General features: G+C 63.7%; 18 protein-coding genes, 1 tRNA gene and 1 pseudogene. 19 read left to right on the forward strand and 1 reads right to left on the reverse strand.

Annotation, left to right across the window (positions count from 1 at the left end; genetic code table 11):
* Positions 1-108: 108 nt before the first annotated feature.
* From A7Q26_RS14570 to A7Q26_RS14660, 19 genes are all read left to right on the forward strand, one after another.
* Complete coding sequence (locus A7Q26_RS14570; protein WP_066861035.1) at positions 109-2,232, forward strand: sodium-translocating pyrophosphatase; 2,124 nt, start codon at positions 109-111, stop codon at positions 2,230-2,232.
* Between the two features lie 92 nt (positions 2,233-2,324).
* Complete coding sequence (locus A7Q26_RS14575) at positions 2,325-4,265, forward strand: alpha/beta hydrolase family protein (protein WP_066861091.1); 1,941 nt, start codon at positions 2,325-2,327, stop codon at positions 4,263-4,265.
* A 48-nt stretch (positions 4,266-4,313) separates the two neighbouring features.
* Positions 4,314-5,438 carry an 8-amino-7-oxononanoate synthase gene (locus A7Q26_RS14580; protein WP_066861038.1) on the forward strand — a complete coding sequence of 375 codons (1,125 nt, stop codon included), beginning with the start codon at positions 4,314-4,316 and terminating at the stop codon, positions 5,436-5,438.
* Positions 5,435-6,064, forward strand: coding sequence for a dethiobiotin synthase (bioD, locus tag A7Q26_RS14585; protein ID WP_066861040.1), 630 nt, complete (start codon positions 5,435-5,437; stop codon positions 6,062-6,064). The genes A7Q26_RS14580 and bioD overlap by 4 nt, the downstream gene beginning before the upstream one ends.
* A 109-nt stretch (positions 6,065-6,173) precedes the next feature.
* Complete coding sequence (locus A7Q26_RS14590) at positions 6,174-8,228, forward strand: M13 family metallopeptidase (RefSeq protein ID WP_066861043.1); 2,055 nt, start codon at positions 6,174-6,176, stop codon at positions 8,226-8,228.
* Between the two features lie 218 nt (positions 8,229-8,446).
* The gene (locus A7Q26_RS14595) at positions 8,447-8,863 is read left to right on the forward strand and encodes a DUF4168 domain-containing protein (protein ID WP_066861094.1); all 417 of its coding nucleotides are present in this window, start codon (positions 8,447-8,449) and stop codon (positions 8,861-8,863) included.
* Positions 8,864-8,978: 115 nt separating this feature from the next.
* Complete coding sequence (locus A7Q26_RS14600; protein ID WP_066861046.1) at positions 8,979-10,790, forward strand: cation:proton antiporter; 1,812 nt, start codon at positions 8,979-8,981, stop codon at positions 10,788-10,790.
* Entirely contained in the window at positions 10,787-11,383 is a 597-nt protein-coding gene (locus A7Q26_RS14605; protein ID WP_066861049.1) for an OmpA family protein, read from the forward strand. Before A7Q26_RS14600 ends, A7Q26_RS14605 begins: the two co-directional genes overlap by 4 nt.
* A 32-nt stretch (positions 11,384-11,415) precedes the next feature.
* A complete protein-coding gene (locus A7Q26_RS14610; protein WP_066861052.1) occupies positions 11,416-12,705 on the forward strand; it encodes an adenosylmethionine--8-amino-7-oxononanoate transaminase in 1,290 nt (429 codons plus the stop codon).
* A gap of 57 nt (positions 12,706-12,762) precedes the next feature.
* A complete protein-coding gene (gene infA, locus A7Q26_RS14615; protein ID WP_003049127.1) occupies positions 12,763-12,981 on the forward strand; it encodes a translation initiation factor IF-1 in 219 nt (72 codons plus the stop codon).
* A gap of 12 nt (positions 12,982-12,993) precedes the next feature.
* On the forward strand, positions 12,994-13,566 hold the full coding sequence (locus A7Q26_RS14620) for a Maf family protein (RefSeq protein WP_066861055.1): 573 nt from the start codon (positions 12,994-12,996) through the stop codon (positions 13,564-13,566).
* A gap of 62 nt (positions 13,567-13,628) precedes the next feature.
* Positions 13,629-14,618: a ribonuclease gene (locus tag A7Q26_RS14625; RefSeq protein ID WP_066861058.1), complete on the forward strand. Its 990-nt coding sequence runs from the start codon at positions 13,629-13,631 to the stop codon at positions 14,616-14,618.
* Positions 14,608-14,802 (forward strand): DNA gyrase inhibitor YacG, encoded by a 195-nt coding sequence (locus tag A7Q26_RS14630; protein ID WP_066861061.1) that lies wholly within the window; start codon positions 14,608-14,610, stop codon positions 14,800-14,802. The genes A7Q26_RS14625 and A7Q26_RS14630 overlap by 11 nt, the downstream gene beginning before the upstream one ends.
* A 49-nt stretch (positions 14,803-14,851) precedes the next feature.
* Positions 14,852-14,927, forward strand: a tRNA-Phe gene (locus A7Q26_RS14635).
* Between the two features lie 173 nt (positions 14,928-15,100).
* Entirely contained in the window at positions 15,101-16,321 is a 1,221-nt protein-coding gene (locus A7Q26_RS14640; protein ID WP_066861063.1) for a tyrosine-type recombinase/integrase, read from the forward strand.
* A gap of 72 nt (positions 16,322-16,393) precedes the next feature.
* Positions 16,394-16,717, forward strand: coding sequence for a type II toxin-antitoxin system MqsR family toxin (locus A7Q26_RS14645; RefSeq protein ID WP_066861066.1), 324 nt, complete (start codon positions 16,394-16,396; stop codon positions 16,715-16,717).
* Positions 16,710-17,123, forward strand: a complete 414-nt coding sequence (locus A7Q26_RS14650) for a type II TA system antitoxin MqsA family protein (RefSeq protein ID WP_066861067.1) — start codon at positions 16,710-16,712, stop codon at positions 17,121-17,123. Before A7Q26_RS14645 ends, A7Q26_RS14650 begins: the two co-directional genes overlap by 8 nt.
* A gap of 293 nt (positions 17,124-17,416) precedes the next feature.
* A complete protein-coding gene (locus A7Q26_RS14655; protein ID WP_066861070.1) occupies positions 17,417-17,668 on the forward strand; it encodes a helix-turn-helix domain-containing protein in 252 nt (83 codons plus the stop codon).
* 276 nt (positions 17,669-17,944) lie between these two features.
* A complete protein-coding gene (locus tag A7Q26_RS14660; protein WP_066861072.1) occupies positions 17,945-19,921 on the forward strand; it encodes a TIR domain-containing protein in 1,977 nt (658 codons plus the stop codon).
* Between the two features lie 265 nt (positions 19,922-20,186).
* Here A7Q26_RS14660 and A7Q26_RS14665 read toward each other — a convergent pair.
* Positions 20,187-20,780: pseudogene (locus A7Q26_RS14665) on the reverse strand (argonaute/piwi family protein); the annotation flags it as partial.

Below are 20,780 nucleotides of genomic sequence, written 5' to 3' on the forward strand. Positions count from 1 at the left end.
CCTTCGTTCCGGCGGTCCGCCCCTGCGCGCCGCAAACTTGCCTTTCGCCTGCCCGTCATTCCCTGCGGAGCGGCCGATGACAGCAACAACAGGGGGAGAGGAACAAGCATGGAGATAGTCTATATCGCCATAGGGTGCGGCCTGCTGGCCATAGTCTACGGGCTTTTCACCAGTCGACAGGTACTGGCCGCCTCGCCGGGCAATGACGTGATGCAGGCGATTGCCGGCGCCATTCAGGAAGGAGCCAAGGCCTATCTTGGTCGCCAATATATGACGATCGCGATCGTCGGGATCGTCGTCGCGGTCCTCGTCGCGCTCTTCCTGGGCCTGACCTCGGCCGTGGGCTTCCTGATCGGCGCGATCCTGTCGGGGGCGGCGGGCTTTATCGGCATGAACATTTCGGTGCGCGCCAATGTCCGTACCGCCGAAGCCGCGCGCGGCACGCTGCAAAGCGGCCTCACGGTCGCGTTTCGGGCCGGTGCGATCACCGGGATGCTGGTCGCCGGCCTCGCGCTGCTCGCGATCAGCGGTTTCTTCTGGTATCTGACCGGCCCCGCGGGCCATGCGCCCGACGACCGGCTGGTGATCGACAGCCTGGTCGCGCTGGCCTTCGGCGCGTCGCTCATCTCCATCTTCGCGCGCCTGGGCGGCGGCATCTTCACCAAGGCGGCCGATGTCGGCGCGGACCTGGTCGGCAAGGTGGAGGCGGGCATCCCGGAAGATGATCCACGCAACCCGGCCGTCATCGCCGACAATGTGGGCGACAATGTGGGCGACTGCGCCGGCATGGCCGCTGACCTGTTCGAAACCTATGTCGTCACCGTAGGCGCGACCATGGTGCTGATCGCGCTGCTGGTCAGCGGCGTCGACAACGCGTTCCTGCTGAAGCTGATGGCCCTGCCGCTGATCGTGGGCGGGGTGTGCATCAACACCTCCATCATCGGCACCTACATGGTCCGCCTGGGCGCCAGCCAGTCTATCATGGGCGCGCTCTACAAGGGCTTCTGGACGACCGCGATCCTGTCGATCCCGGCCATTTACGGCGTCACCGCCTATGTGCTGGGCGACATGAACGCCGTGTTCGGCGCCGACCTCGACGGGGTGGGGGGCTATACCGGCATGGCGCTCTTCTGGTCGATGATGGTGGGTCTGGCCGTCACCGGCCTCATAGTCTGGATCACCGAATATTATACCGGCACCAATTATCGCCCGGTCCGCAGCATCGCGAAGGCGTCCGAAACCGGCCATGGCACCAACGTCATCCAGGGGCTGGCCGTGTCGCTGGAGGCGACCGCGCTGCCGACGCTGGTAATCGTCGTCGGCATCATCGTTGCGCACAGCCAGGCGGGGCTGATCGGCATCGCCTTCGCCGCGACCGCGATGCTGGCGCTGGCAGGCATGGTGGTGGCGCTCGATGCCTACGGACCCGTCACCGACAATGCCGGCGGCATCGCGGAAATGAGCCATATGGACGACAGCGTCCGGGTGAAGACCGACGCGCTCGACGCCGTGGGCAACACGACCAAGGCGGTGACGAAGGGCTATGCCATCGGTTCGGCGGGCCTTGCCGCTCTGGTGCTGTTCGGCGCCTATACGGAGGATCTGAAATACTACAACAGCGCGCTGGGCCTCACCGTGCCGGTCGATTTCAGCCTGTCCAACCCTTATGTGATCGTAGGCCTTCTGCTGGGCGCGCTGCTGCCCTATCTGTTCGGCGCGATGGGCATGACCGCGGTGGGCCGCGCGGCGGGCGACGTGGTGAAGGACGTGCGTGACCAGTTCGCCACCAACAAGGGCATCATGGAAGGTACCTCGCGTCCCAACTATGCCCGTACCGTCGACCTCGTCACCCGCGCCGCGATCAAGGAGATGATCATCCCCAGCCTGCTGCCGGTGCTGGCGCCGATCGCCGTCTATTTCGCCATCGCGGCAGTGGCCGGGGTCGCCAACGGCTTCGCGGCGCTCGGCGCGTTGCTGCTGGGCGTCATCGTTTCGGGGCTGTTCGTCGCCCTGTCGATGACCAGCGGCGGCGGCGCGTGGGACAATGCGAAGAAATATATCGAGGACGGCCATCATGGCGGCAAGGGCAGCGAGGCGCACAAGGCAGCCGTGACCGGCGACACGGTGGGCGATCCTTACAAGGATACGGCCGGCCCGGCGGTCAATCCGATGATCAAGATCACCAATATCGTCGCCCTGCTGCTGCTCGCTGCCCTGGCGCATGGAGGGTAGAAGCAAGGTACTGATTAACTGACGATTTCAGGTGACGCACGATCGGCCTCGTCCTATCAGAAGGACGGGGCCGATATGTTTGTGGGGGCATGATGAAGGGCGTTGTCGGATTGGTGGCGGGGGTCGCCGGCCTGTGGGGCATGGCGGTGTCGGCGCAGACGCCGCCCGCGCCGCAATGGACCATCCGGGATTTCGCAGCGCTGCCTTTGATGGATCAGCCTCGCCTGTCTCCCGACGGCCTGCACATCGCCAGCCGGGTTGCCATCGGCGGCGAACAGCGGCTCGTCATCGCCGATGTCCATGAAGGCCCCGAGCGTATCCGGTCGCTCGGTCTGGGGGAAAATGATCTCAACTGGTGGAAATGGGTCAATGACGACTGGCTGATCGCCGGTGTCGGCAATGAAACCCAGGTCGAAGGTATGCCCTGGTATCTGAGCCGTGTCGTCAGCGTGAAGCGCGACGGCAGCAAGGTGAACATGCTGGCGAAGAATGTGGCCGCGCAAAATGCCGACGACGTCATCTGGATCGCGCGCGACGGCAGTCCCCGCATCCTGCTGTCCTACCAGACCTCGATCTATTATTCGGATCCCGGCTTCTGGCCGAAGGTGGACGAGGTCGATGTCACGACCGGCCGGATGCGCAGCATCGTGGCGCCCCGTCAATTCGTGCGTGGCTGGTACGCCGACGCCCAGGGCAATGTGCGAATGGGCATCGGCTATAATGACAGCAGCCGGACAGCCAAGCTGCTCTACCGTCCCGATGGCAGGTCCAGCTTCAGGGTGGTCGACCGGGCCGACCGGCGGCGCGACGAATCGCTGGTGGTGCCCTTGCTGTTCACCGCCGATCCGGGCCGCGCGATCGCCAGCGATGATCGCGAAGGCACCGACGCGCTCTACGAACTGGATCTCTCCACGCTCGAACTGGGGCAAAAGCTCTTTGCCGCGCCCGGCTTCGACATCGACTGGATTGAGGAGGACGCGGCCGGGACGGGGCTGGCCGGCGTGCGCTACACGGCCGACGCCCCAGCGGTACACTGGTTCGATGCCAATCTGGCCAAGATCCAGTCGGACATCGACAAGGCCGTCGGTGATCGCCGCGCCCGTATCATGTCCACCAGCCGCGACGGCCAGCGCATGATCGTCCATGTCGGCACGCCCGATCAGCCGGGCACCTATTATTATTATGATACGGCGGCCGGTGCGATGAGCGTCCTGTCCCGCGTCAGCGATCGATTCCCCGGCAAGGCCCGGCTTTCGCCGGTCAGAACGATCCGGTACAAGGCGCGCGATGGGCTGGAGATCGCCGCTGTCCTGACCTTGCCGGCGGCCAAGGACCCGAAAAATCTGCCGCTCATCCTCATGCCCCATGGCGGTCCCTTTGCCCGTGACGTGGAGGAATGGGACTGGTGGGTGCAGTTCCTCGCCTGGCGCGGCTATGCCGTGCTCCAGCCCAATTATCGGGGGTCTTCGGGCTATGGCACAGCCTTTGCCGAAAAGGGCGAGGGCCAGTGGGGACTCGCGATGCAGGATGATCTCAACGATGCGGTCGACTGGGCGGTGAAGGAGGGGCTGGCCGATCCCAAACGGGTCTGCATGGTCGGAGCCTCCTATGGCGGCTACGCGGCGATGCGTGCGGCTCAGCGCGATGGCGCAAAATATCGCTGCGCCGTTTCCTATGCCGGCGTGTCGGACCTTGGGGCGATGATGCGCTATGACAGCCGCTTCCTGAACCACGGCACGCGCAAGGACTGGATGAAGGAGCAGGCGCCCGATTTCGCGACTGTGTCGCCGATCAACTTCGCCGCGCAATTCTCGACACCCATCCTGTTGATGCACGGCAGGAAGGATCGCCGCGTTCAGGTGGGGCAGTCGCGGGAAATGGCGGAGAAGCTGAAGGGCGCCGGCAAGGTGGCGGGGCGCGATTATATCTATGTCGAACAGCCTTTGGCCGACCATTTCTTTTCACGCGAAGCCGACCGGCTGGAATTTCTCGAAAAGCTCGATGCCTTCCTCCAGGCGCATAATCCGGTCTGACACCGGGCGCGCTTGCCGCGTCTTTCCGCCGGGCCTATAGCGCGCGCCATGACTGCCGAACCCTTCCGTTCCCAGCTTGCCGCGCTGGAGCAGCGCGGGCGGCTGCGTCGCCTCTCCCCCCGCGCGGGACGCGATTTCGCATCCAATGATTATCTGGGTCTCGCGGGGGATCCGATGATCGCGCAGGCCGTTTCCGACGCGGTGGCGCGCGGCGTGCCGCTGGGGTCGGGCGGCTCGCGCCTGCTGCGCGGTAATGCGCCCGAGCATGAAGGGCTGGAGGCCAAGGCGGCCGACTTCTTCCGCACCCAGGCGGCCCTCTATGTCGCCAACGGCTTCGTCGGCAATCTCGCGCTCTTCTCGACCCTGCCGCAGCGCGGCGACCTGATCGTCGCCGATGAACTGATCCACGCCAGCGCCCATGATGGCATCCGCATGAGCAAGGCCGCCGCCGTCTTCGCTGCGCATAATGACGTGCAGAGCTTCGCGGATCGCATCGCCGCCTTCCGGACGGACGGGGGGAAGGGGCGCATCTGGATCGCGGTAGAGACGCTCTACTCCATGGATGGCGACCTGGCGCCGCTCGCCGATCTCGCACGTCTTGCTGCGCAGCATGATGCGATGCTGTTGCTGGACGAGGCGCATGGCACCGGCGTCTTCGGCCCCGGCGGACGTGGCCTGTCGGCGGGTCTCGACGGGCTGCACAACGTCATCACGCTTCACACCTGCGGCAAGGCGATGGGGGCGGAGGGCGCGCTCATCTGCAGTTCGCGCATCCATATCGACTATCTCATCAACCGCGCCCGCGCGTTCATCTTCTCGACCGCGCCCTCGCCGCTGATGGCGGTCGCGGTGTCGGCCGCGATCGACCGGATCGAGCGGGCCGGCGACCTGCGCGAGCGGCTGATGACGCTGCGCCAGGACGCGGCGGAGGCGATCTGCGCGCCGCTGGGGTTGCCGTCCCCGCGTAGCCAGATCCTGCCTGTGATCCTGGGCGAGGACAGCCGCGCCATGGCCGCCGCCGCCGCCTTGCAGGAGGCAGGGTTCGACGTGCGCGGCATCCGCCCGCCGACCGTGGCGCCCGGCACCAGCCGGCTGCGCATCTCGCTGACCCTCAATGCCAGCCGCGCCGACGTGGCCGCGCTGGGCCGCGAATTGCAGCGGGTGGTGCAATGACCATCCTCGTCGTCACCGGCACCGACACCGGCATCGGCAAGACCGTGTTCGCCGCCGGCCTTGCGGGCGCGCTGGGCGCGCATTACTGGAAGCCCATCCAGGCCGGGGTCGATCCCGAAGGCGACAAGGAAACGGTCGCCGCCCTGTCGGGCCTGTCGCCGGACCGCATCCTGCCGGAAGCCTATCGGCTCAACACGCCCGCATCGCCGCATCTCGCCGCGCGGATCGACGGGGTGGAGATCGACCTCGATCGCCTGACCCTGCCGCAGGTCGATGGGCCGCTGGTGATCGAGGGGGCGGGGGGCGTGCTGGTCCCTGTCACCGAAACGCTGCTGATGGCCGACCTGTTCGCCCATTGGGGCCAGCCGGTCATCCTCTGCGCCCGCACCGGCCTCGGCACGATCAACCACAGCCTGCTCAGCATAGAGGCGCTGCGCGCGCGCGGAGTGCCCATCGCCGGCATCGCCTTCATCGGTGATCCGCACGCGGAAAATGAGCGGATCATCCCGCGGATCGCGGGAATTTCCTCGCTCGGCCGCCTGCCGCATCTCGATCCGCTCGATCCCGCCGGCCTGGCCCGCGCCTTTGCGGCGCACATTGCGCTTTCCGATCCTTTCAACCGCTGATAATTTTCGACCAACGACATGGACATCGCTCTTTGACGGGCGTTCAAGTCCTGCCCATGCCGGGCGCATCATGCGGTCGCCCGACCTGTCACAAGCAAGGGACGCTTTGATGAAGAACCTCCTCCTGGGCGCCGCCGCGACCGCGCTCGCCCTGGCCGCCACCATGGCCCATGCCGATCAGGCGGCTCCGTCGCCCGCGAGCAGCGCCGCCCGCAATACCGGCGTGAAGCCCACCTATGGCACATTCGGCTTCGACACCGCCGGCATGGACAAGTCGGTGAAGCCGGGCGACGATTTCTACGATCATGCCAATGGCAGCTGGGCGAAGAACACGCCGATCCCGGCCGACAAGTCCAACTATGGTGCGTTCAACACGCTGGACGACCTGTCGCGCACCCGCACCAAGGGCATTCTCGAAGCGGCGCAGGCCGACCCGAACAGCAAGATCGGCAACGCCTATGCCGCCTATATGGACGGCGTCACGGTCGAGGCGAAGGGGCTGGCCCCGATCAAGCCGTGGCTGGCCGAGATCCAGGGCGTGAACGACCTGGCGAGCTATGCCAAGGTTGCAGCCAAGGCTGCCCGTTCCGGCATTCGCGGCCCGTTCCGCTTCTATGTCGGGCAGGACGACAAGGATCCCGAAACCTATATCCTCTCGATGATGCAGGGCGGCCTGGGCCTGCCCGACCGCGACTATTATCTGGACCAGGGCGAGAAGATGGCGGCGATCCGCACCGCCTATGTCGCCCATCTGGAAAAGATGCTGACGCTGGCCGGCGAACCCGATGCCCGGTCGCGCGCCGCTGCGCTGATGGCGTTCGAGACGGAGATCGCCAAGGTCCACTGGACCCAGATCGACAGCCGCGACGCCGACAAGACCTATAACAAGATGGCGCTGGCGGACCTGCAAAAGGCCGCGCCCGGCTTCGATTTCGCGGCCTTCTACGCCGCCAACAATCTCCAGCCGGCGCAATTGCTGGTCGCCCAGCCCAGCGCCGTGACTGGCGAAGCGGCGCTGATCGCCAAGGCGCCGTTGCAGGTGCTGAAGGACGGACTGCTGCTGTCCAGCCTGCACGCCTATGCCGACTATCTGCCCGACAGCATCGCAAACGCCGACTTCGCCTTCTACGGCACCACCTTGTCCGGCACGCCCGAGCGCGAGGAGCGGTGGAAGCGCGGCGTCACCTTCCTCAAGGAATCGCTGGGCGAGGAAGTGGGCAAGGCCTATGTCGCCCAATATTTCCCGCCCGAAACCAAGGCGGCGATGGACCAGCTGGTCAAGAATGTCCTCGGCGCCATGGGCCGCCGCATCGACGGACTGCCCTGGATGAGCAACGAGGCCAAGGCCCGCGCGCACAAGAAGTTGGCCGCCTTCACCCCCAAGATCGGCTATCCCGACAAGTGGCGGGATTATAGCGGGCTGGAGATCAGGCGCGACGACCTGTTCGGCAATGCCCTGCGCTCCAATGCGTTCGAATTCGACTATAATGTCGGCAAGCTCGGCAAGCCCATATATCGCTGGGAATGGGGCATGACGCCGATGGAGATCAACGCCTATGCCAATTTCGGCATGGTCGAGATCGTCTTCCCCGCCGCCATCCTCCAGCCGCCCTTCTTCGATCCTCATGCCGACCCCGCTGTCAACTATGGCGGCATCGGCGCGGTCATCGGCCATGAACTGAGCCATCATTTCGACGATCAGGGCGCGAAATATGACGAGACCGGCAAGCTCAACCAGTGGTGGACCGATCAGGACGTCGCCAACTTCAAGGGCCTGACCGACAAGCTGGTCAAGCAGTATGACGCCTACGAACCCTTCCCCGGCGCGCATGTGAAGGGCGCGTTCACCCTGGGCGAAAATATCGGCGATCTGGGCGGCCTGGCGGTCGCGCTCGATGCCTATCACGCCTCGCTCGGCGGGAAAAAGGCCCCCGTGATCGACGGGCTGACCGGCGACCAGCGCTTCTTCCTCGGCTGGGCGCAGGTGTGGCGGCGCAATTATCGCGAGGCGAACCTGCGTCAGCGACTGGTGACCGATCCGCACGCGCCGTCGCAATATCGCGCCGACATCGTGCGCAACTTCGACGCCTGGTATGACGCCTTCAAGCCCGCGCCGGGCGGCAAGATCCATCTCGCGCCCAAGGACCGCGTGAAAATCTGGTAGGAATCGGTCGGGCCGGGTTCATCCGAATCCGGCCCGATTTTCATTATGATAGCGAAATAATTGGTGGTGCGGCAGGATGCCGCTTGCCGCCGACGAACCGATGTGCGCGCGCCAGCCATCTTTTGAATCCCACGACTCGCCGTTCCGCCCTTTCCCGCTCGGAACGCATTTCACAGCTTGGCCGTCTGATCAGCAACTTGATCACAAGGAGAAGCATGTTGACGGGTCTCAACACCACCGGTTTCCTCAAGGCGGGCATCGCCTCGATCGCATTGTTCGCCGCCTATCCCGCCCTCGCCCAGAGCGAGGCCGCCGCACCTGCGGCCCCGGCCGCTCCGGCTGTCGGCGCCAGTAATTTCAGTGACGCCGACATCAAGCAGTTCGCCGCCGCCGCGGTGGAAGTGACGAAGATCCAGCAGGATTCGTCCATCCCCGACGCGGACAAGCAGCCCAAGATGGTCGCGGCACTGCAGGCATCGGGCATCCCGCCCGAAAAGTTCAATCAGATTGGCCAGGCAGCCGCCGCCGATCCGGCGCTGCAGCAGCGCATCCAGGCGGCCGCCCCGGCCGCCCCGGCGCCTGCCCCGGCAGACCCTGCCGCGCCCGCGCAACCGGCCCAGCCGCCGCAGCAATAATGTCCCCCCTGGGCCGGGCGTGGCGACACCGCCACGCCCGGCCTTCCTCTTTGTTCCCCAATGCGTAAAAATATCGGGGGTGACGCGCCCTTGATCGCCTGTCTATCCTAACACCATGCAGGAACAGGCACTTTCCATCGCGCTGATCGGCATATTGGGGATCGGCGCGCAATGGATCGCCTGGCGGACCGGCTGGCCCGCCATCGCCCTGATGCTGGCGGCAGGCGTAGTTGGCGGACCCGTCCTCCACCTTATCAATCCCGAGCATGTCTTCGGCGACCTGCTGGAGCCGATGGTGTCGGTTGCGGTCGCGCTGATCCTGTTCGAGGGTGGTCTCAGTCTCAATTTTCGCGAATTGCGCAAGACCGACGGTGCGGTCACGCGCCTGGTGCTCCTGGGTTCGCCGATCGGCTGGGCATTGGGATCGCTCGCCTGTTATTATATCGCCGGCCTCGTCTGGCCGGTGGCCATCCTGTTCGCGGGCATATTGGTTGTCACCGGGCCGACCGTGGTGCTGCCGCTGCTGCGTCAGTCCAATGTCGCCGCACGGCCGCGCGCGATCCTGAAATGGGAAGCGATCGTCAACGATCCGAGCGGCGCGCTGCTGGGCGTCGTCACCTATGAATATCTGCGCCGATCGGGGGAGGGGAGTTCGCTTGCCACCGTCATCGTCTCCCTGATCGCCGCCGCCATCGTCGCCGGGCTGTTGGGCTGGATCGCGGCGCGCGCGATTGGCTGGATCTTCCCGCGCGGCCATGTGCCCGAATATCTCAAGGCTCCGGTGCTGCTGGTCGCGGTGATCGGGGTGTTCGTCCTGTCCAACATCATCCAGCAGGAAACCGGGCTGCTCGCTGTCACGGTCATGGGCGTGGCGCTGGCGAACATGCGGCTGGATTCGCTGCGCGACATCCAGCCCTTCAAGGAAAATGTCACGGTCCTCCTCATCTCGGGCGTGTTCGTGATCCTGTCGGCCTCGCTGGACCTCGCTGTCCTGCGTCAGTTCGAATGGCGCTTCCTCGGCTTCCTCTTCGCCCTCCTGTTCCTGGTCCGGCCGATCACCGTGCTGTTGAGCCTCGCCTTCTCGCCCGTCCCCTGGAACGAGCGGCTGCTGGTCGCCTGGATCGCTCCGCGCGGCATCGTGGCGGTCGCCATTTCCGGCCTGTTCGCGCTGCGGCTCGATCGCCTTGGCTATGGCGACGGCTCGATTCTCGTCACTTTGTCCTTCGCGGTGGTGGTGGCGACGATCGTCTGCCATGGCTTTTCGATCAAGCCGGTGGCCCGCCTGCTGAAGGTCACGGGTGCGCAGGAAAAGGGGCTTTTGCTGGTGGGCGCCACTCCCTTCAGCCTGGGCCTGGCTTCGCAGTTACAAGCGCTGGAGGTGCCGGTGATGATCGCCGACAATAGCTGGCAGCGACTGGCGCCGGCTCGCCATGCCGGCATCCCGACCTATCATGGCGAGATATTGTCGGAAGCGACCGAGGAACGGCTCGACCTCGCCCGGTTCCAGGTGCTGGCGGCGACGACCGATAACGAAGCCTATAATGCGCTGGTCTGCAACGAGTTCGCGCCTGAAATCGGCCGCGACAATGTCCATCAGCTGGGCGACGCCAGTGACGATGAAGACCCCCGCGCCCTGCCCGAATCGCTGCGCGGCCGCGCGCTCTTTTCCTCAGGCCATGGCGTGGAGGACATCATGCAGCGCGAGGAACAGGGCTGGACCTTCCGCAAGACCCGGATCAGCGAGCAGTTCGACTTTGAGGCCGCACGTGCCTCCCTGGCCGAAGGCGGCGACATGCTGCTGCTGGTGCGCAGGAATGGCGCGCTGCGTTTCTTCACCCACGCGTCGCGGCCGACGCCCCAACCCGGCGACACGGTCCTGTCCTATGTGCCGCCCGCCGACATATGGCCGAAAGGAGAGCAAGAATGAGGAGATTGGCTCCCACGCCCCTTCTGCTGTGTGCGCTGGCCGCGTGCCACGCCCCTACGGACAAGGATGCCGGTGAGATAGCCGATGCAGCCAATGCGATCGAAGCCAATGCAGCGGACAATATTGTCGAGCCGCAACGCTCGATCCTGCGTCCCGAGGTGATCGACAAGCCTGATGTGCCCGCGATCGAGCCGGTGGAGGCGGTGATCGGCTTCGGCCAAGCCCCGATGGCGCTGGACGATGCCGCCAGGTCGGCGCTCGACCGGCTGCTGGCGACGCCCGCGATGAAGGCCGGCGGCCCCGTCACCCTGCGCGGTCACAGCGATTCGCGCGGCAGCGACGGCGACAACCGGGTCGCATCCCGCATCCGGGGGGAATTGGTGCGCGACTATCTGGTCGAGAAGGGCGTGGCCAGGGGGCGCATCAGCCTGGTCGCGCTGGGCGAAACCCGGCCGATCGCCCCCAATGGGCGGGAGGATGGCAGCGACGATCCCGAAGGCCGGGCGAAGAACCGCCGGGTCGAGGTGCATGTCGCGCTCCCCGCCGTGATCGTCCCGCCTCCGGTGGAGCCTAAGCCGGCGGAGAAGCCATAGCCTTCCGATCTCCGCTGGCCTAAAGGCACGTCATGACCTCTCCTGTCTGGCATCCCTTCACCCAGCATGGCCTGAACGAGCCGATCCCCCATGTGGTCCGGGCAGAGGGGGCGCTGCTGCACCTCGCCGACGGCGGCACGTTGATCGACGGCATTTCCAGCTGGTGGGTGACGACCCATGGCCATTGCGAACCGCGCATCGCCGCCGCCATCGGGCGGCAGGCGACCCAGCTCGACCAATTGATCTTCGCCGCCTACACGCATGGGCCGGCCGAAGAGGTCGCGCGCGGGCTGATCGACCTCGCGCCGCGCTTCGATGGCCAGCCCGCACTCGCCCATGTCTTCTATTCCGACAGCGGTTCGACCGCGGTCGAAGTCGCGCTCAAGATGGCGCTCGGCTATTGGCACAATCTGGCGCTGGATGGCCTCGCCGAGGCGCGCAGCCGCATCCTCGTCCTTGAACATGGCTATCATGGCGACACGATCGGCGCCATGTCGATCGGCGAGCGCGGCGTCTACAACGCCGCCTGGACGCCCCTGTTGTTCGATGTCGGCACCGTTCCTTTCCCCGCGCCGGGCGGGGAGCAGGTCTGCCTCGACGCGCTGGAGGCCGCCTGCGCGGACAAGCCCGCTGCATTCATCGTCGAGCCGCTGATCCTGGGGGCAGGGGGGATGCTGATCTATCCGCCGCACATGCTGCGGGAAATGGCGGCGATCTGTCGCAAGCACGGCGTGCTCTTCATCGCGGACGAGGTGATGACCGGCTGGGGCCGCACCGGCACGCTTTTCGCCTGCGAGCAGGCCGGTGTCGTGCCCGACATCATGGCCGTGGCCAAGGGCATTACCGGCGGGGCCATCCCGCTCGCCGCGACGCTGGCCACCGCGCCGATCTTCGACGCGCATTCTTCGACCGATCGCGCGCGCCTCTTCTACCATTCGTCCAGCTATACGGCGAATGCGATCGCCTGCGCCGCCGCTGCCGCCAATCTCGCCATCTGGCGGGAAGAGGATGTGCTGGGCCGGATCGCCGCCCTGGCCGATGGCATGGCCACGCGACTCGCGAGGCTGGCGGCGCATCCGGCCTTCGCCAACCCGCGCCAGCTGGGCGCCATCGCCGCGATCGACCTTGTCGCGCCGGACGCTGGCTATCTTTCCGACCTTGCCCCGCGGCTGCGCGCCTTCTTTCTGGAACATGGCCTCTTGCTGCGGCCGCTGGGCAACAGCATATACCTCATGCCGCCCTATTGTCTCGACGCCGACCAGCTCGACATGATCTTCGCGGCGCTCCATGCCGCCGGTGAAAAGTTCGGTGTGCAACCCTGACTTTCATTTTGTGCGATTTGGCGCTATGGCGGCGCGATTTTTCGAATTCGGGATAATATGGCTAAAGAAGAACTGCTTGAAATGCGCGGACAGGTTGTGGAGCTTCTCCCCAACGCCATGTTCCGCGTGCGGCTGGAAAATGATCACGAAATTCTCGGCCATACGGCCGGCAAGATGCGCAAGAATCGCATCCGCGTGCTCGTGGGCGACGAAGTTCTCGTCGAACTCACCCCCTACGACCTGACCAAGGGTCGGATCACTTACCGCTTCAAATAAGCCGCTGGATTGATGCGGCTCATCCTTGCTTCGGCGTCCCCCAGGCGGCTTGACCTTCTGGGCCAGATCGGCGTCGTCCCCGACGCGGTCGATCCTGCCGATATCGACGAAGCCCCCCTGAAGCATGAAACGCCCGCAGCCTATGCTGCGCGCGTGGCGGCGGACAAGGGGGCGCTCGTCGCCGCGCGCCATCCGGGCGCGCTCATCCTGTCGGGCGACACCGTGGTCGCCGCCGGGCGCCGCATCCTGCCCAAGGCGGAAAGCGAGGCCGAGGCGCGCGCCTGCCTCGCCCTGCTGTCGGGCCGCCGCCACCGGGTATTCAGCGCGATCACGCTGATCGACGCGGATGGGCGGGCGCGGCATCGCCTGGCGGACAATATCGTCACCTTCAAGCGGCTGGAGCGGGCGGAGATCGACGCCTATGTCGCCGGGGGCGAATGGCGCGGCAAGGCCGGCGGCTACGCGATCCAGGGCCACGCCGCGGGCTTGATCCGCGCCATCCAGGGCAGCCACAGCGCGATCATGGGCCTGCCGCTTTACGAAACCCGCGCGCTGTTGAAGGCAGCGGGCTACCCATTGGACTAGAGGGATTGCAAGGGAAAGGGCAGATTTCCGTGCTCGGCAACCCCACCAACAGGAACAGCATTATGGCCGAATGGCTCTATGAAGAAGGTATCGGCGAAGCTCGCGCGGCGCTGATCGAGCATGGCAAGCTGGTCGAGGCGCTGATCGAGCGGGACGGCGGTGATGCCCGTGCCGGCGCGGTCGTGCAGGGACGTCTGATCGCCACCATCATTCCCCGCAAGCGCGGTATCGTCCGCCTGACTTCGGGCGAGGAGGTGCTACTGGAGCCGATCCCGCCCAGGCTGGCGGAGGGCGGCAATGTGCTGGTCGAAATCCTGCGCGAGGCGATTGCCGAGGAAGGCCGCCCCAAGCGGGCCAAGGGCCGCGTGCCAGCGCCCGGCGTCAAGCCCCATGCCGGACCCAGCCTGCTCCAGCGCATCCGCGCCACCGGCGTGCCCGTGATTCCGTGCCCCGCGCATGAAGAGGATCGGTTAGAGGCGCATGGCTGGAGCGAGTTGATGGAGGAGGCGATGACGGGCGAGGTCGGCACGGAGGCCGCCGCGCTGCGGCTTTACCTCACTCCCGCCATGTTGCTGATCGACGTGGATGGATCGCTGCCGCCCGCCCAGCTCGGTCCCAAGGGCGCCAAGCTTGCCGCCCAGGCGATCCGCCGCATGGGGCTGAGCGGGTCGATCGGCATCGACCTGCCGACGATGAACAACAAGGATGAGCGGATGATCGCCGCCGCGCAGATCGACAAATATCTGCCGCTTCCCTTCGAGCGCACCGCGGTCAACGGCTTCGGCTTCCTCCAGGTCATCCGCCGTCGCGAACGCGCCAACCTGATGGAATTGCTGCGCGAGGATCCGGTGCTGACGGCGGCGCTGGCGCTGTTGCGCCGCGCGGAACGGCATGGCCAGGGCGGGGCCGCGACGATCACCGCTGCGCCCGCGATCATCGACCTGTTGCGCAAGCGGCAGGACTGGGTCGAGCTGCTCGCCCGCCGCAGGGGCGGCGCGGTGATCCTGAGCGCCGACGCGGCGCTTTCCCTGGCGGGCGGCCATGTCGCCTAAGCCCGCGTCCTGTCCGGTCTGCGGCCAGCCTTCGCGCCCGGAAACCCGCCCTTTTTGCGGCCCCGCCTGCCGCGACCGCGACCTTCTGCAATGGCTCGGCGAAGGCTATCGCGTACCCGGTCCGCCAGCCGACGAAGTCGCGCAAAAAAATGGCAATTATGGGCTGGACAGCGAGCCGGATTGACGCCTATAGGCACGCCTCCATCCGGCGGACGCCTCCGCCAGGAACCCGTGCCCGGGTAGCTCAGTTGGTAGAGCATGCGATTGAAAATCGCAGTGTCGGCGGTTCGACTCCGTCCCCGGGCACCATTTGTTCTTTTTTCCTCATCCAGCAGCATCCAGAGCCGTCCAGAAAATGGCGGAAAACGTGGGTTTTTGACCAACCCACCGTCCCCGTACGTCCCCGGGGGTACACTGGCAGCCACCCCTCGGTGATGGTATTTTGATGGTATTCGGAAACATACCATCACGGAGATACCATCATGGCGCTCACCGTAACGGCAATAAATGCTGCAAAATCAAGGGATAAGCCGTATAAATTGGCCGATGGCTTGGGGTTATATCTCTTGGTTGCGCCAACAGGCGGTCGCCTCTGGCGAATGAACTATCGGTTTCTCGGTCAGCAGAAGACGCTTTCCCTCGGAACCTACCCAGAAGTGTCTCTCGCGAAGGCTCGCGAGAAGAGAACAGCGGCGCGGGAAGCGTTGGCAGATGGGCTAGACCCGACCGAGGTTCGGAAAGCCAAGGTTCGCGAGGCAAAGGCCAAATCAGAAGAAACTTTCAAGGCGATCGCTGATGAATGGCTTGCCCGCCTTGAGATCGAAGGGCGTGCGCCCAAGACGCTCCAGAAGATGCGCTGGCTGCTCGATCTCGCCTACCCGCTCATTGGCGACCGGCCCATCGCAGACCTCACTGCACCCGAACTGCTGGAAGTCCTCCGCACGGTTGAGGTGCGTGGGCGGTATGAGACGGCTAACCGCCTTCGCAGCACCTTCGGCACGATCTTTCGTTACGCGATAGTGACCGGGCGGGCGCGGCGGGACGTAGCAGTCGATCTTCGCGGTGCGCTGATCACGCCGAAGCCGCAACACCGAGCGGCAATCCTGGAACCCAAAGCGCTTGGCGGCCTCCTTCGCGCGGTCGATGCCCATGACGGCCAGCCCACCGTGCGGATCGCGCTCAAGATGCTTCCGCATATGTTTCCTCGGCCCGGCGAACTTCGGATGGCCGAATGGAAGGAATTCGATTTCGAGGCGGCCGTCTGGACCATCCCGGCAGCGAAGACGAAGATGCGTCGCCCCCATAAGGTGCCACTCACACAGCAGGTCCTGGACATGCTGGCCGAACTGGAACCGATCACCGGCGGTGGTAAATTTCTCTTCCCCAGCGTTCGTTCCGCAGAGCGGCCAATTACCGATAATACCCTGAATGCCGCGCTCCGACGGCTTGGGTTCGGGAAAGACGAGGTGACGGCTCATGGGTTCCGAGCCACCGCAAGCACGCTCCTGAACGAAATGGGGAAATGGCATCCGGACGCCATTGAGCGCCAACTAGCCCACGTCGAATCCAATGATGTTCGACGAGCCTATGCGCGCGGCACTCACTGGGATGAGCGCGTCAGAATGATGCGGCACTGGTCGAACTACCTTGATGGCTTGCAGGCCGGCGGGAAGGTTCTGAAGGCAAATTTTAGGCGGGAGTAGACTGCTGGCTCCATGTTCGATTGATCGGATATCCCCTACCTTGCAAATTAACCTTTAAGGTGTATATCGGCGATGGCGATCAAGCGCAGGCCGCATCATGATCTTGAAGCGGTAAAATCGAAGTTCGCCCGAGTGGAAACGCTGGAGGCAACGCGCGCGGCCATTATGAGCGCGCGAGCCTTAGGCTATTCGCTCGACGACATCGTGGAGGCGGTTCAAGCGCTCGAAACCGGCGATTTTGTGAAGTCGGAGACGGCGCATAGTCCGCCGAACTCGAAGATATGGCACGACACCTACAACCTGCCGTGGGATGATCGCTGGCTCTATCTGAAGTTCGCCGGCGAAACGCTAATCGATGTTGTGCTTACGTCGTTCAAGGAGACCGGCAATGACTAAAACACGCATTCATCCCGAGACGGGCAAGACCTTGCGCCGTGATGTCCGGAAGCAAGTCGTGGCTTTCGGTTCTTTGTCGTGCGCAGTGGATGTGCCCGGCTGGTACCCTGACGATGAAAGTGATTCCATCCACAGCGGTGAAGATCTCGCCGAGTCTGACCAAGCGTTCCGCGATCTGAAGGCTGCTTATGGGGCCCATGTTCGGAGGATCAGGAAGGACAAGCTGAAATTGACACAAGAGGAGGCGGGACGCCTGATCGGTGGCGGGCGCCGCGCGTTCCAAAAATATGAGAGCGGTTCCACACCGCCTAGTGATGCTGCTGTCGGCCTGATCGAGTTGCTCGATCGCCACCCGGAGGAGGTGGAGTTTTTGCGTTTCATTCGTTCGACAGCGCGTGCTGCCTGAAGCGCCAAATAGGATACAGCCCGCTTAAGTCAGCAGCGAGTGCAGTGTCGATTCAGGTCCGGGCTTCCACCGCCACGCGACGATCTCAACCAGCACCGGGCTGAGAAAATCATCAAAGCTCAGTTTGGTCTGCGCGAGCGCGTGTTTCTCGTGGATTTCGCTGTCCCCGAGGCTGTGTGGCAAATCGCATAATAGCAATTTATGCAGATTAGCACATGAAAGGCTTTATGCTAAAAACAGCATATTGGTGAGTTATGCGATTTGAAGCATAAGGATGGTCAGGAGATTGGCTAATGTTCCATATTGCGCGATCACCCAAGCAACTGGGCGCCGCTATCCACCGTGTGCGCAAGCAGAAGGGTATGAGCCAGACGGAACTGGGCCGCCTGGCAGGCCTGCGGCAGGAACTGGTCTCCAAGATTGAGACTGGACAAGAAGGCACCCGGTTATCCTCGATTTATGCGCTCTTCGCCGCTCTCGATCTGGAAATGGTCATCGATCAGAGGTCCGGCAAATCGGTGCCTGATATTGAGGACATCTTCTGATGAGCCGGCGCAGAGCGCACCCCCCGTTTAACATATTCATCAACACCCGTCTGGCCGGGCGCCTTCTTAAGCAGGCCAGCGGCGCCATCGGTCGGGCGGAAACGCAGCGATGATGCCTGCAATGGGGAGCGCAGACCCACGCGGTTCAACTTTCCCACGCTGACGCGCATTAGCGTAGCGTCTTTTCAACACTCTGGCAGATCACGAGGAGGCGTTGTGCACCGCAGCCCTGATTTACACTAGGATAAGTTCAGAGTCGCCGGTATCTGCGAAGCGATGAGCGAGCGCGTCGATATCCTACTTTATGTGGCCTTGAGTGAAGAGGTCGATTCCGTACTGGAAATGTTTGGGGGAAGCTTTCAGCCAAAGGAATTTAGCGACGTTGCACTTACGGGCTTCTTTGGATCGTTGTCTGGGCCAGTTCTCAAACGAGACTTTTCGATCGCGGTGGTGCCTGCCGGCAAGATGGGTAACACCCATTCCGCCAATGTGGTCTCGCTGCTGATTGAGAAGCTGAAGCCCTCCAACGTCGTGGTCGTGGGGATCGCTGGATCACTCTCGAATGACATGGAGCCGGGTGATGTGTTCATCCCCGATAGTATCAATGAGTATCTCGCCAACTCGGCAACACACGGTGAAGCGGGCCAGTGGACGTTCACCACATCGGGCAATAATTTCCAGACTTCAGTTCGGTTGCTGAACCGGCTCCAGCTCTTTGCTCATACGTGCAAGGTCCAATACCAAGCCTGGCAGAATGATACCCGCCAACTGAGAAAGGCGCTTATTTCGGAGGCGACCGAAGACGCGCTGGCAGCGGCGAACCTGAACACCCGGGGGGCTTGCAAGCTCTACGCTGGTGACGATCGCAAGCTAGCCAGCGGTCCTGCCGTCGGCAAGGGCAAGGCCTTCGTGGATTGGATCACCCGTGAGGTCGACCGAAAGGTCGCGGCAATGGAGATGGAGTCGGCTGGCGTATACGATGCGGCACTTGTTCGAACACCGGCACCTCGGACTGTGGCTATCCGCGGCATCTCCGACTACGCTGACGCTCGTAAGGAACAGATCGAATCCACCGCCAAGGGACAATTCCGGGCGCTATCCGCAAAGAACGCTGTCGCGCTGTTCATACGCGCCGTCGAAGCTGGCATATTTGAAGAGACCACAGGGACGGTGCCAGAGCCCGTAGGCCTACCACCATCCGATAGGCTCGATTCGCGGGTCAAGTCCGTCTTCGTCATCGGGGGGCAGACTGGCGAAACCGCGGACGCGGATGCTGAAGTCCCGCGGTTACACCAAGCGTCATTGAAGCTAGGCGGGGCGCTCGCAAAAGCTGGTGCCCAACTCGTGGTCTGCAGCCCATTCCCTGACTCGGCCGACTATTACACGGCCATGGGCTATGCAGACGCCAAGGTCGGCGGTGTTATTCACTTTCACTGCCCCAGGCATCCGAAGGTCGAGGAGAAGCGCCAACGTCTCCGGCAAACTTGGGGGCGGCATGACCTGACGATCCAAGACTGGAATTACCCGGGTCCGGAGACCGAGGACGCCGACTCTTGGCTTCAAGCTTGGCTGCTCGCTCAGTTGCAGGCGCTAGAAAGGGCGGATGTCGTGGTTGCGCTCGGCGGGAAAGTCTCAAAAACTGCGAACACCCTTCTCCATCTCGCAGAAGCAAAAGGGTTGCCGATCGTACCCTTCGCATTCCTGGGTGGAGCGGCTCTCCGCACTTACCAACGAAGGGATTGGAAGCGACTTCATCCTGGCTTTGATGCCTCTATCCTAGCCAACGACGAAGGCATTGAGCAGGCCGTCGCTATCGCGAATCGCCTCTTGCTAGACCGCGTAAAGCGCTCAATCTCAGGAGGGGACCGGCCGAAAGCTGTTTTTGTCAGTGTGGCAAGCTCGGATGCTGCCATGGCATCGGCTTTGGGAAACGAGCTGAAAAGCTTGGGTGTCGAGGTCATTTTGGGCGACAATGAAATCGAGGCAGGCCAGATGGTCCCTGCTTCGATCGATCAGGCGATACGTCGCAGCGACATCGTCGCGGTCCTCTGGAGCCGCTCCTATGCCCAGAGCGCTTGGTGCTTCGACGAACTCAGCATCGCACTGAACCAAGAAGCCCTTGGAGCAATGAAGGTATGGCTCTTCAATCTGGACGATTCAGCCATTGTTCCGGCCCAGGCGCGGAAATTGCCGGTAATATCCGTTCGCAGTCCGGAAGGGCTTAGGAGCGCGGTCATGGAGTTGCTGGCTTAGCAGCTCCCTCCATAGGAAGGAGCCACGTGGGACATTCTTGCCATTTGGAAACCCGACAGGGAACGTCCGGTTATGCCGACACCGGCCGTTTGTAGATTCACTTGACCCAGTTCGCAAAGCAGAGCCGCGCTGGCTGCTTCGGCCGGGGGCTGGGATCATGATCCGATCCCAGCAACTGTCCCCGGCTTTGATGGAATTCGACTGGTAAGAAGATTCAGCGGATTTTCGTCAAGCCACTCCGCGACGCGCAACATCTCAGCGCTTATCAAATGTACTTGCGGTAGTCAGTGCTCTCTACTTGACCTTCCTTTATGTATTTTAGAATCTCGCCTACCATCCGCGCCGCGCGGATGGGGATCGGTAGCCGCTGGTTCATCTGAGTCGAATTCCAATTGATTTTGGTGAGGGAAAACACCTCCTCGGCTAGCTGAGCGACGGTGCTGTCGCAGGTCGGATGGGGGCAGAGCAGCAGCGGACGCGGATCGTACATGCCCGGATAGGTGCCGTAGTAGGGCATGCTTCCGTTAGTGTAGAGCAGGCCGTTCCCGCCTAGATCGACGAAGGTGCCGCGCAGGACGGGATAGTTCCCGTCGCGCAGGAGCTTCACCGAGTACGACTCCTGGACCCAGACGAGGTCGCGCAATTCGGTGCCGGCGGCGTTCAGCGCCTCGAGTATGCCCTCGGCCTCCTCGTCCTTAAAGCGCGATGTCTTCAGCACGATCACCCGCGCCGGGAGCGTCTTGTGGTGCGTCTTGTAGGCGGCGAGCACGTTCTCGACGATCTCGCGCGCTGTCAAACGGCGTTCAAAAGGGACCCCCGATCGGCGTCGAAGAGGGACCCCCTTTTCAGATAATATGAT

The organism is Sphingobium sp. TCM1, from assembly GCF_001650725.1.
In the GTDB taxonomy this organism is placed as follows: Bacteria; Pseudomonadota; Alphaproteobacteria; order Sphingomonadales; family Sphingomonadaceae; genus Sphingobium.

What these genes read in the sequence shown, in the direction of transcription:
- A7Q26_RS14570 (WP_066861035.1), top strand. Translation starts at nt 109, where the DNA reads ATGGAGATAGTCTATATCGCCATAGGGTGCGGCCTGCTGGCCATAGTC.
- A7Q26_RS14575 (WP_066861091.1), top strand. Translation starts at nt 2,325, where the DNA reads ATGAAGGGCGTTGTCGGATTGGTGGCGGGGGTCGCCGGCCTGTGGGGC.
- A7Q26_RS14580 (WP_066861038.1), top strand. Translation starts at nt 4,314, where the DNA reads ATGACTGCCGAACCCTTCCGTTCCCAGCTTGCCGCGCTGGAGCAGCGC.
- bioD (WP_066861040.1), top strand. Translation starts at nt 5,435, where the DNA reads ATGACCATCCTCGTCGTCACCGGCACCGACACCGGCATCGGCAAGACC.
- A7Q26_RS14590 (WP_066861043.1), top strand. Translation starts at nt 6,174, where the DNA reads ATGAAGAACCTCCTCCTGGGCGCCGCCGCGACCGCGCTCGCCCTGGCC.
- A7Q26_RS14600 (WP_066861046.1), top strand. Translation starts at nt 8,979, where the DNA reads ATGCAGGAACAGGCACTTTCCATCGCGCTGATCGGCATATTGGGGATC.
- A7Q26_RS14605 (WP_066861049.1), top strand. Translation starts at nt 10,787, where the DNA reads ATGAGGAGATTGGCTCCCACGCCCCTTCTGCTGTGTGCGCTGGCCGCG.
- A7Q26_RS14610 (WP_066861052.1), top strand. Translation starts at nt 11,416, where the DNA reads ATGACCTCTCCTGTCTGGCATCCCTTCACCCAGCATGGCCTGAACGAG.
- infA (WP_003049127.1), top strand. Translation starts at nt 12,763, where the DNA reads ATGGCTAAAGAAGAACTGCTTGAAATGCGCGGACAGGTTGTGGAGCTT.
- A7Q26_RS14620 (WP_066861055.1), top strand. Translation starts at nt 12,994, where the DNA reads ATGCGGCTCATCCTTGCTTCGGCGTCCCCCAGGCGGCTTGACCTTCTG.
- A7Q26_RS14625 (WP_066861058.1), top strand. Translation starts at nt 13,629, where the DNA reads ATGGCCGAATGGCTCTATGAAGAAGGTATCGGCGAAGCTCGCGCGGCG.
- A7Q26_RS14630 (WP_066861061.1), top strand. Translation starts at nt 14,608, where the DNA reads ATGTCGCCTAAGCCCGCGTCCTGTCCGGTCTGCGGCCAGCCTTCGCGC.
- A7Q26_RS14640 (WP_066861063.1), top strand. Translation starts at nt 15,101, where the DNA reads ATGGCGCTCACCGTAACGGCAATAAATGCTGCAAAATCAAGGGATAAG.
- A7Q26_RS14645 (WP_066861066.1), top strand. Translation starts at nt 16,394, where the DNA reads ATGGCGATCAAGCGCAGGCCGCATCATGATCTTGAAGCGGTAAAATCG.
- A7Q26_RS14650 (WP_066861067.1), top strand. Translation starts at nt 16,710, where the DNA reads ATGACTAAAACACGCATTCATCCCGAGACGGGCAAGACCTTGCGCCGT.
- A7Q26_RS14655 (WP_066861070.1), top strand. Translation starts at nt 17,417, where the DNA reads ATGTTCCATATTGCGCGATCACCCAAGCAACTGGGCGCCGCTATCCAC.
- A7Q26_RS14660 (WP_066861072.1), top strand. Translation starts at nt 17,945, where the DNA reads ATGAGCGAGCGCGTCGATATCCTACTTTATGTGGCCTTGAGTGAAGAG.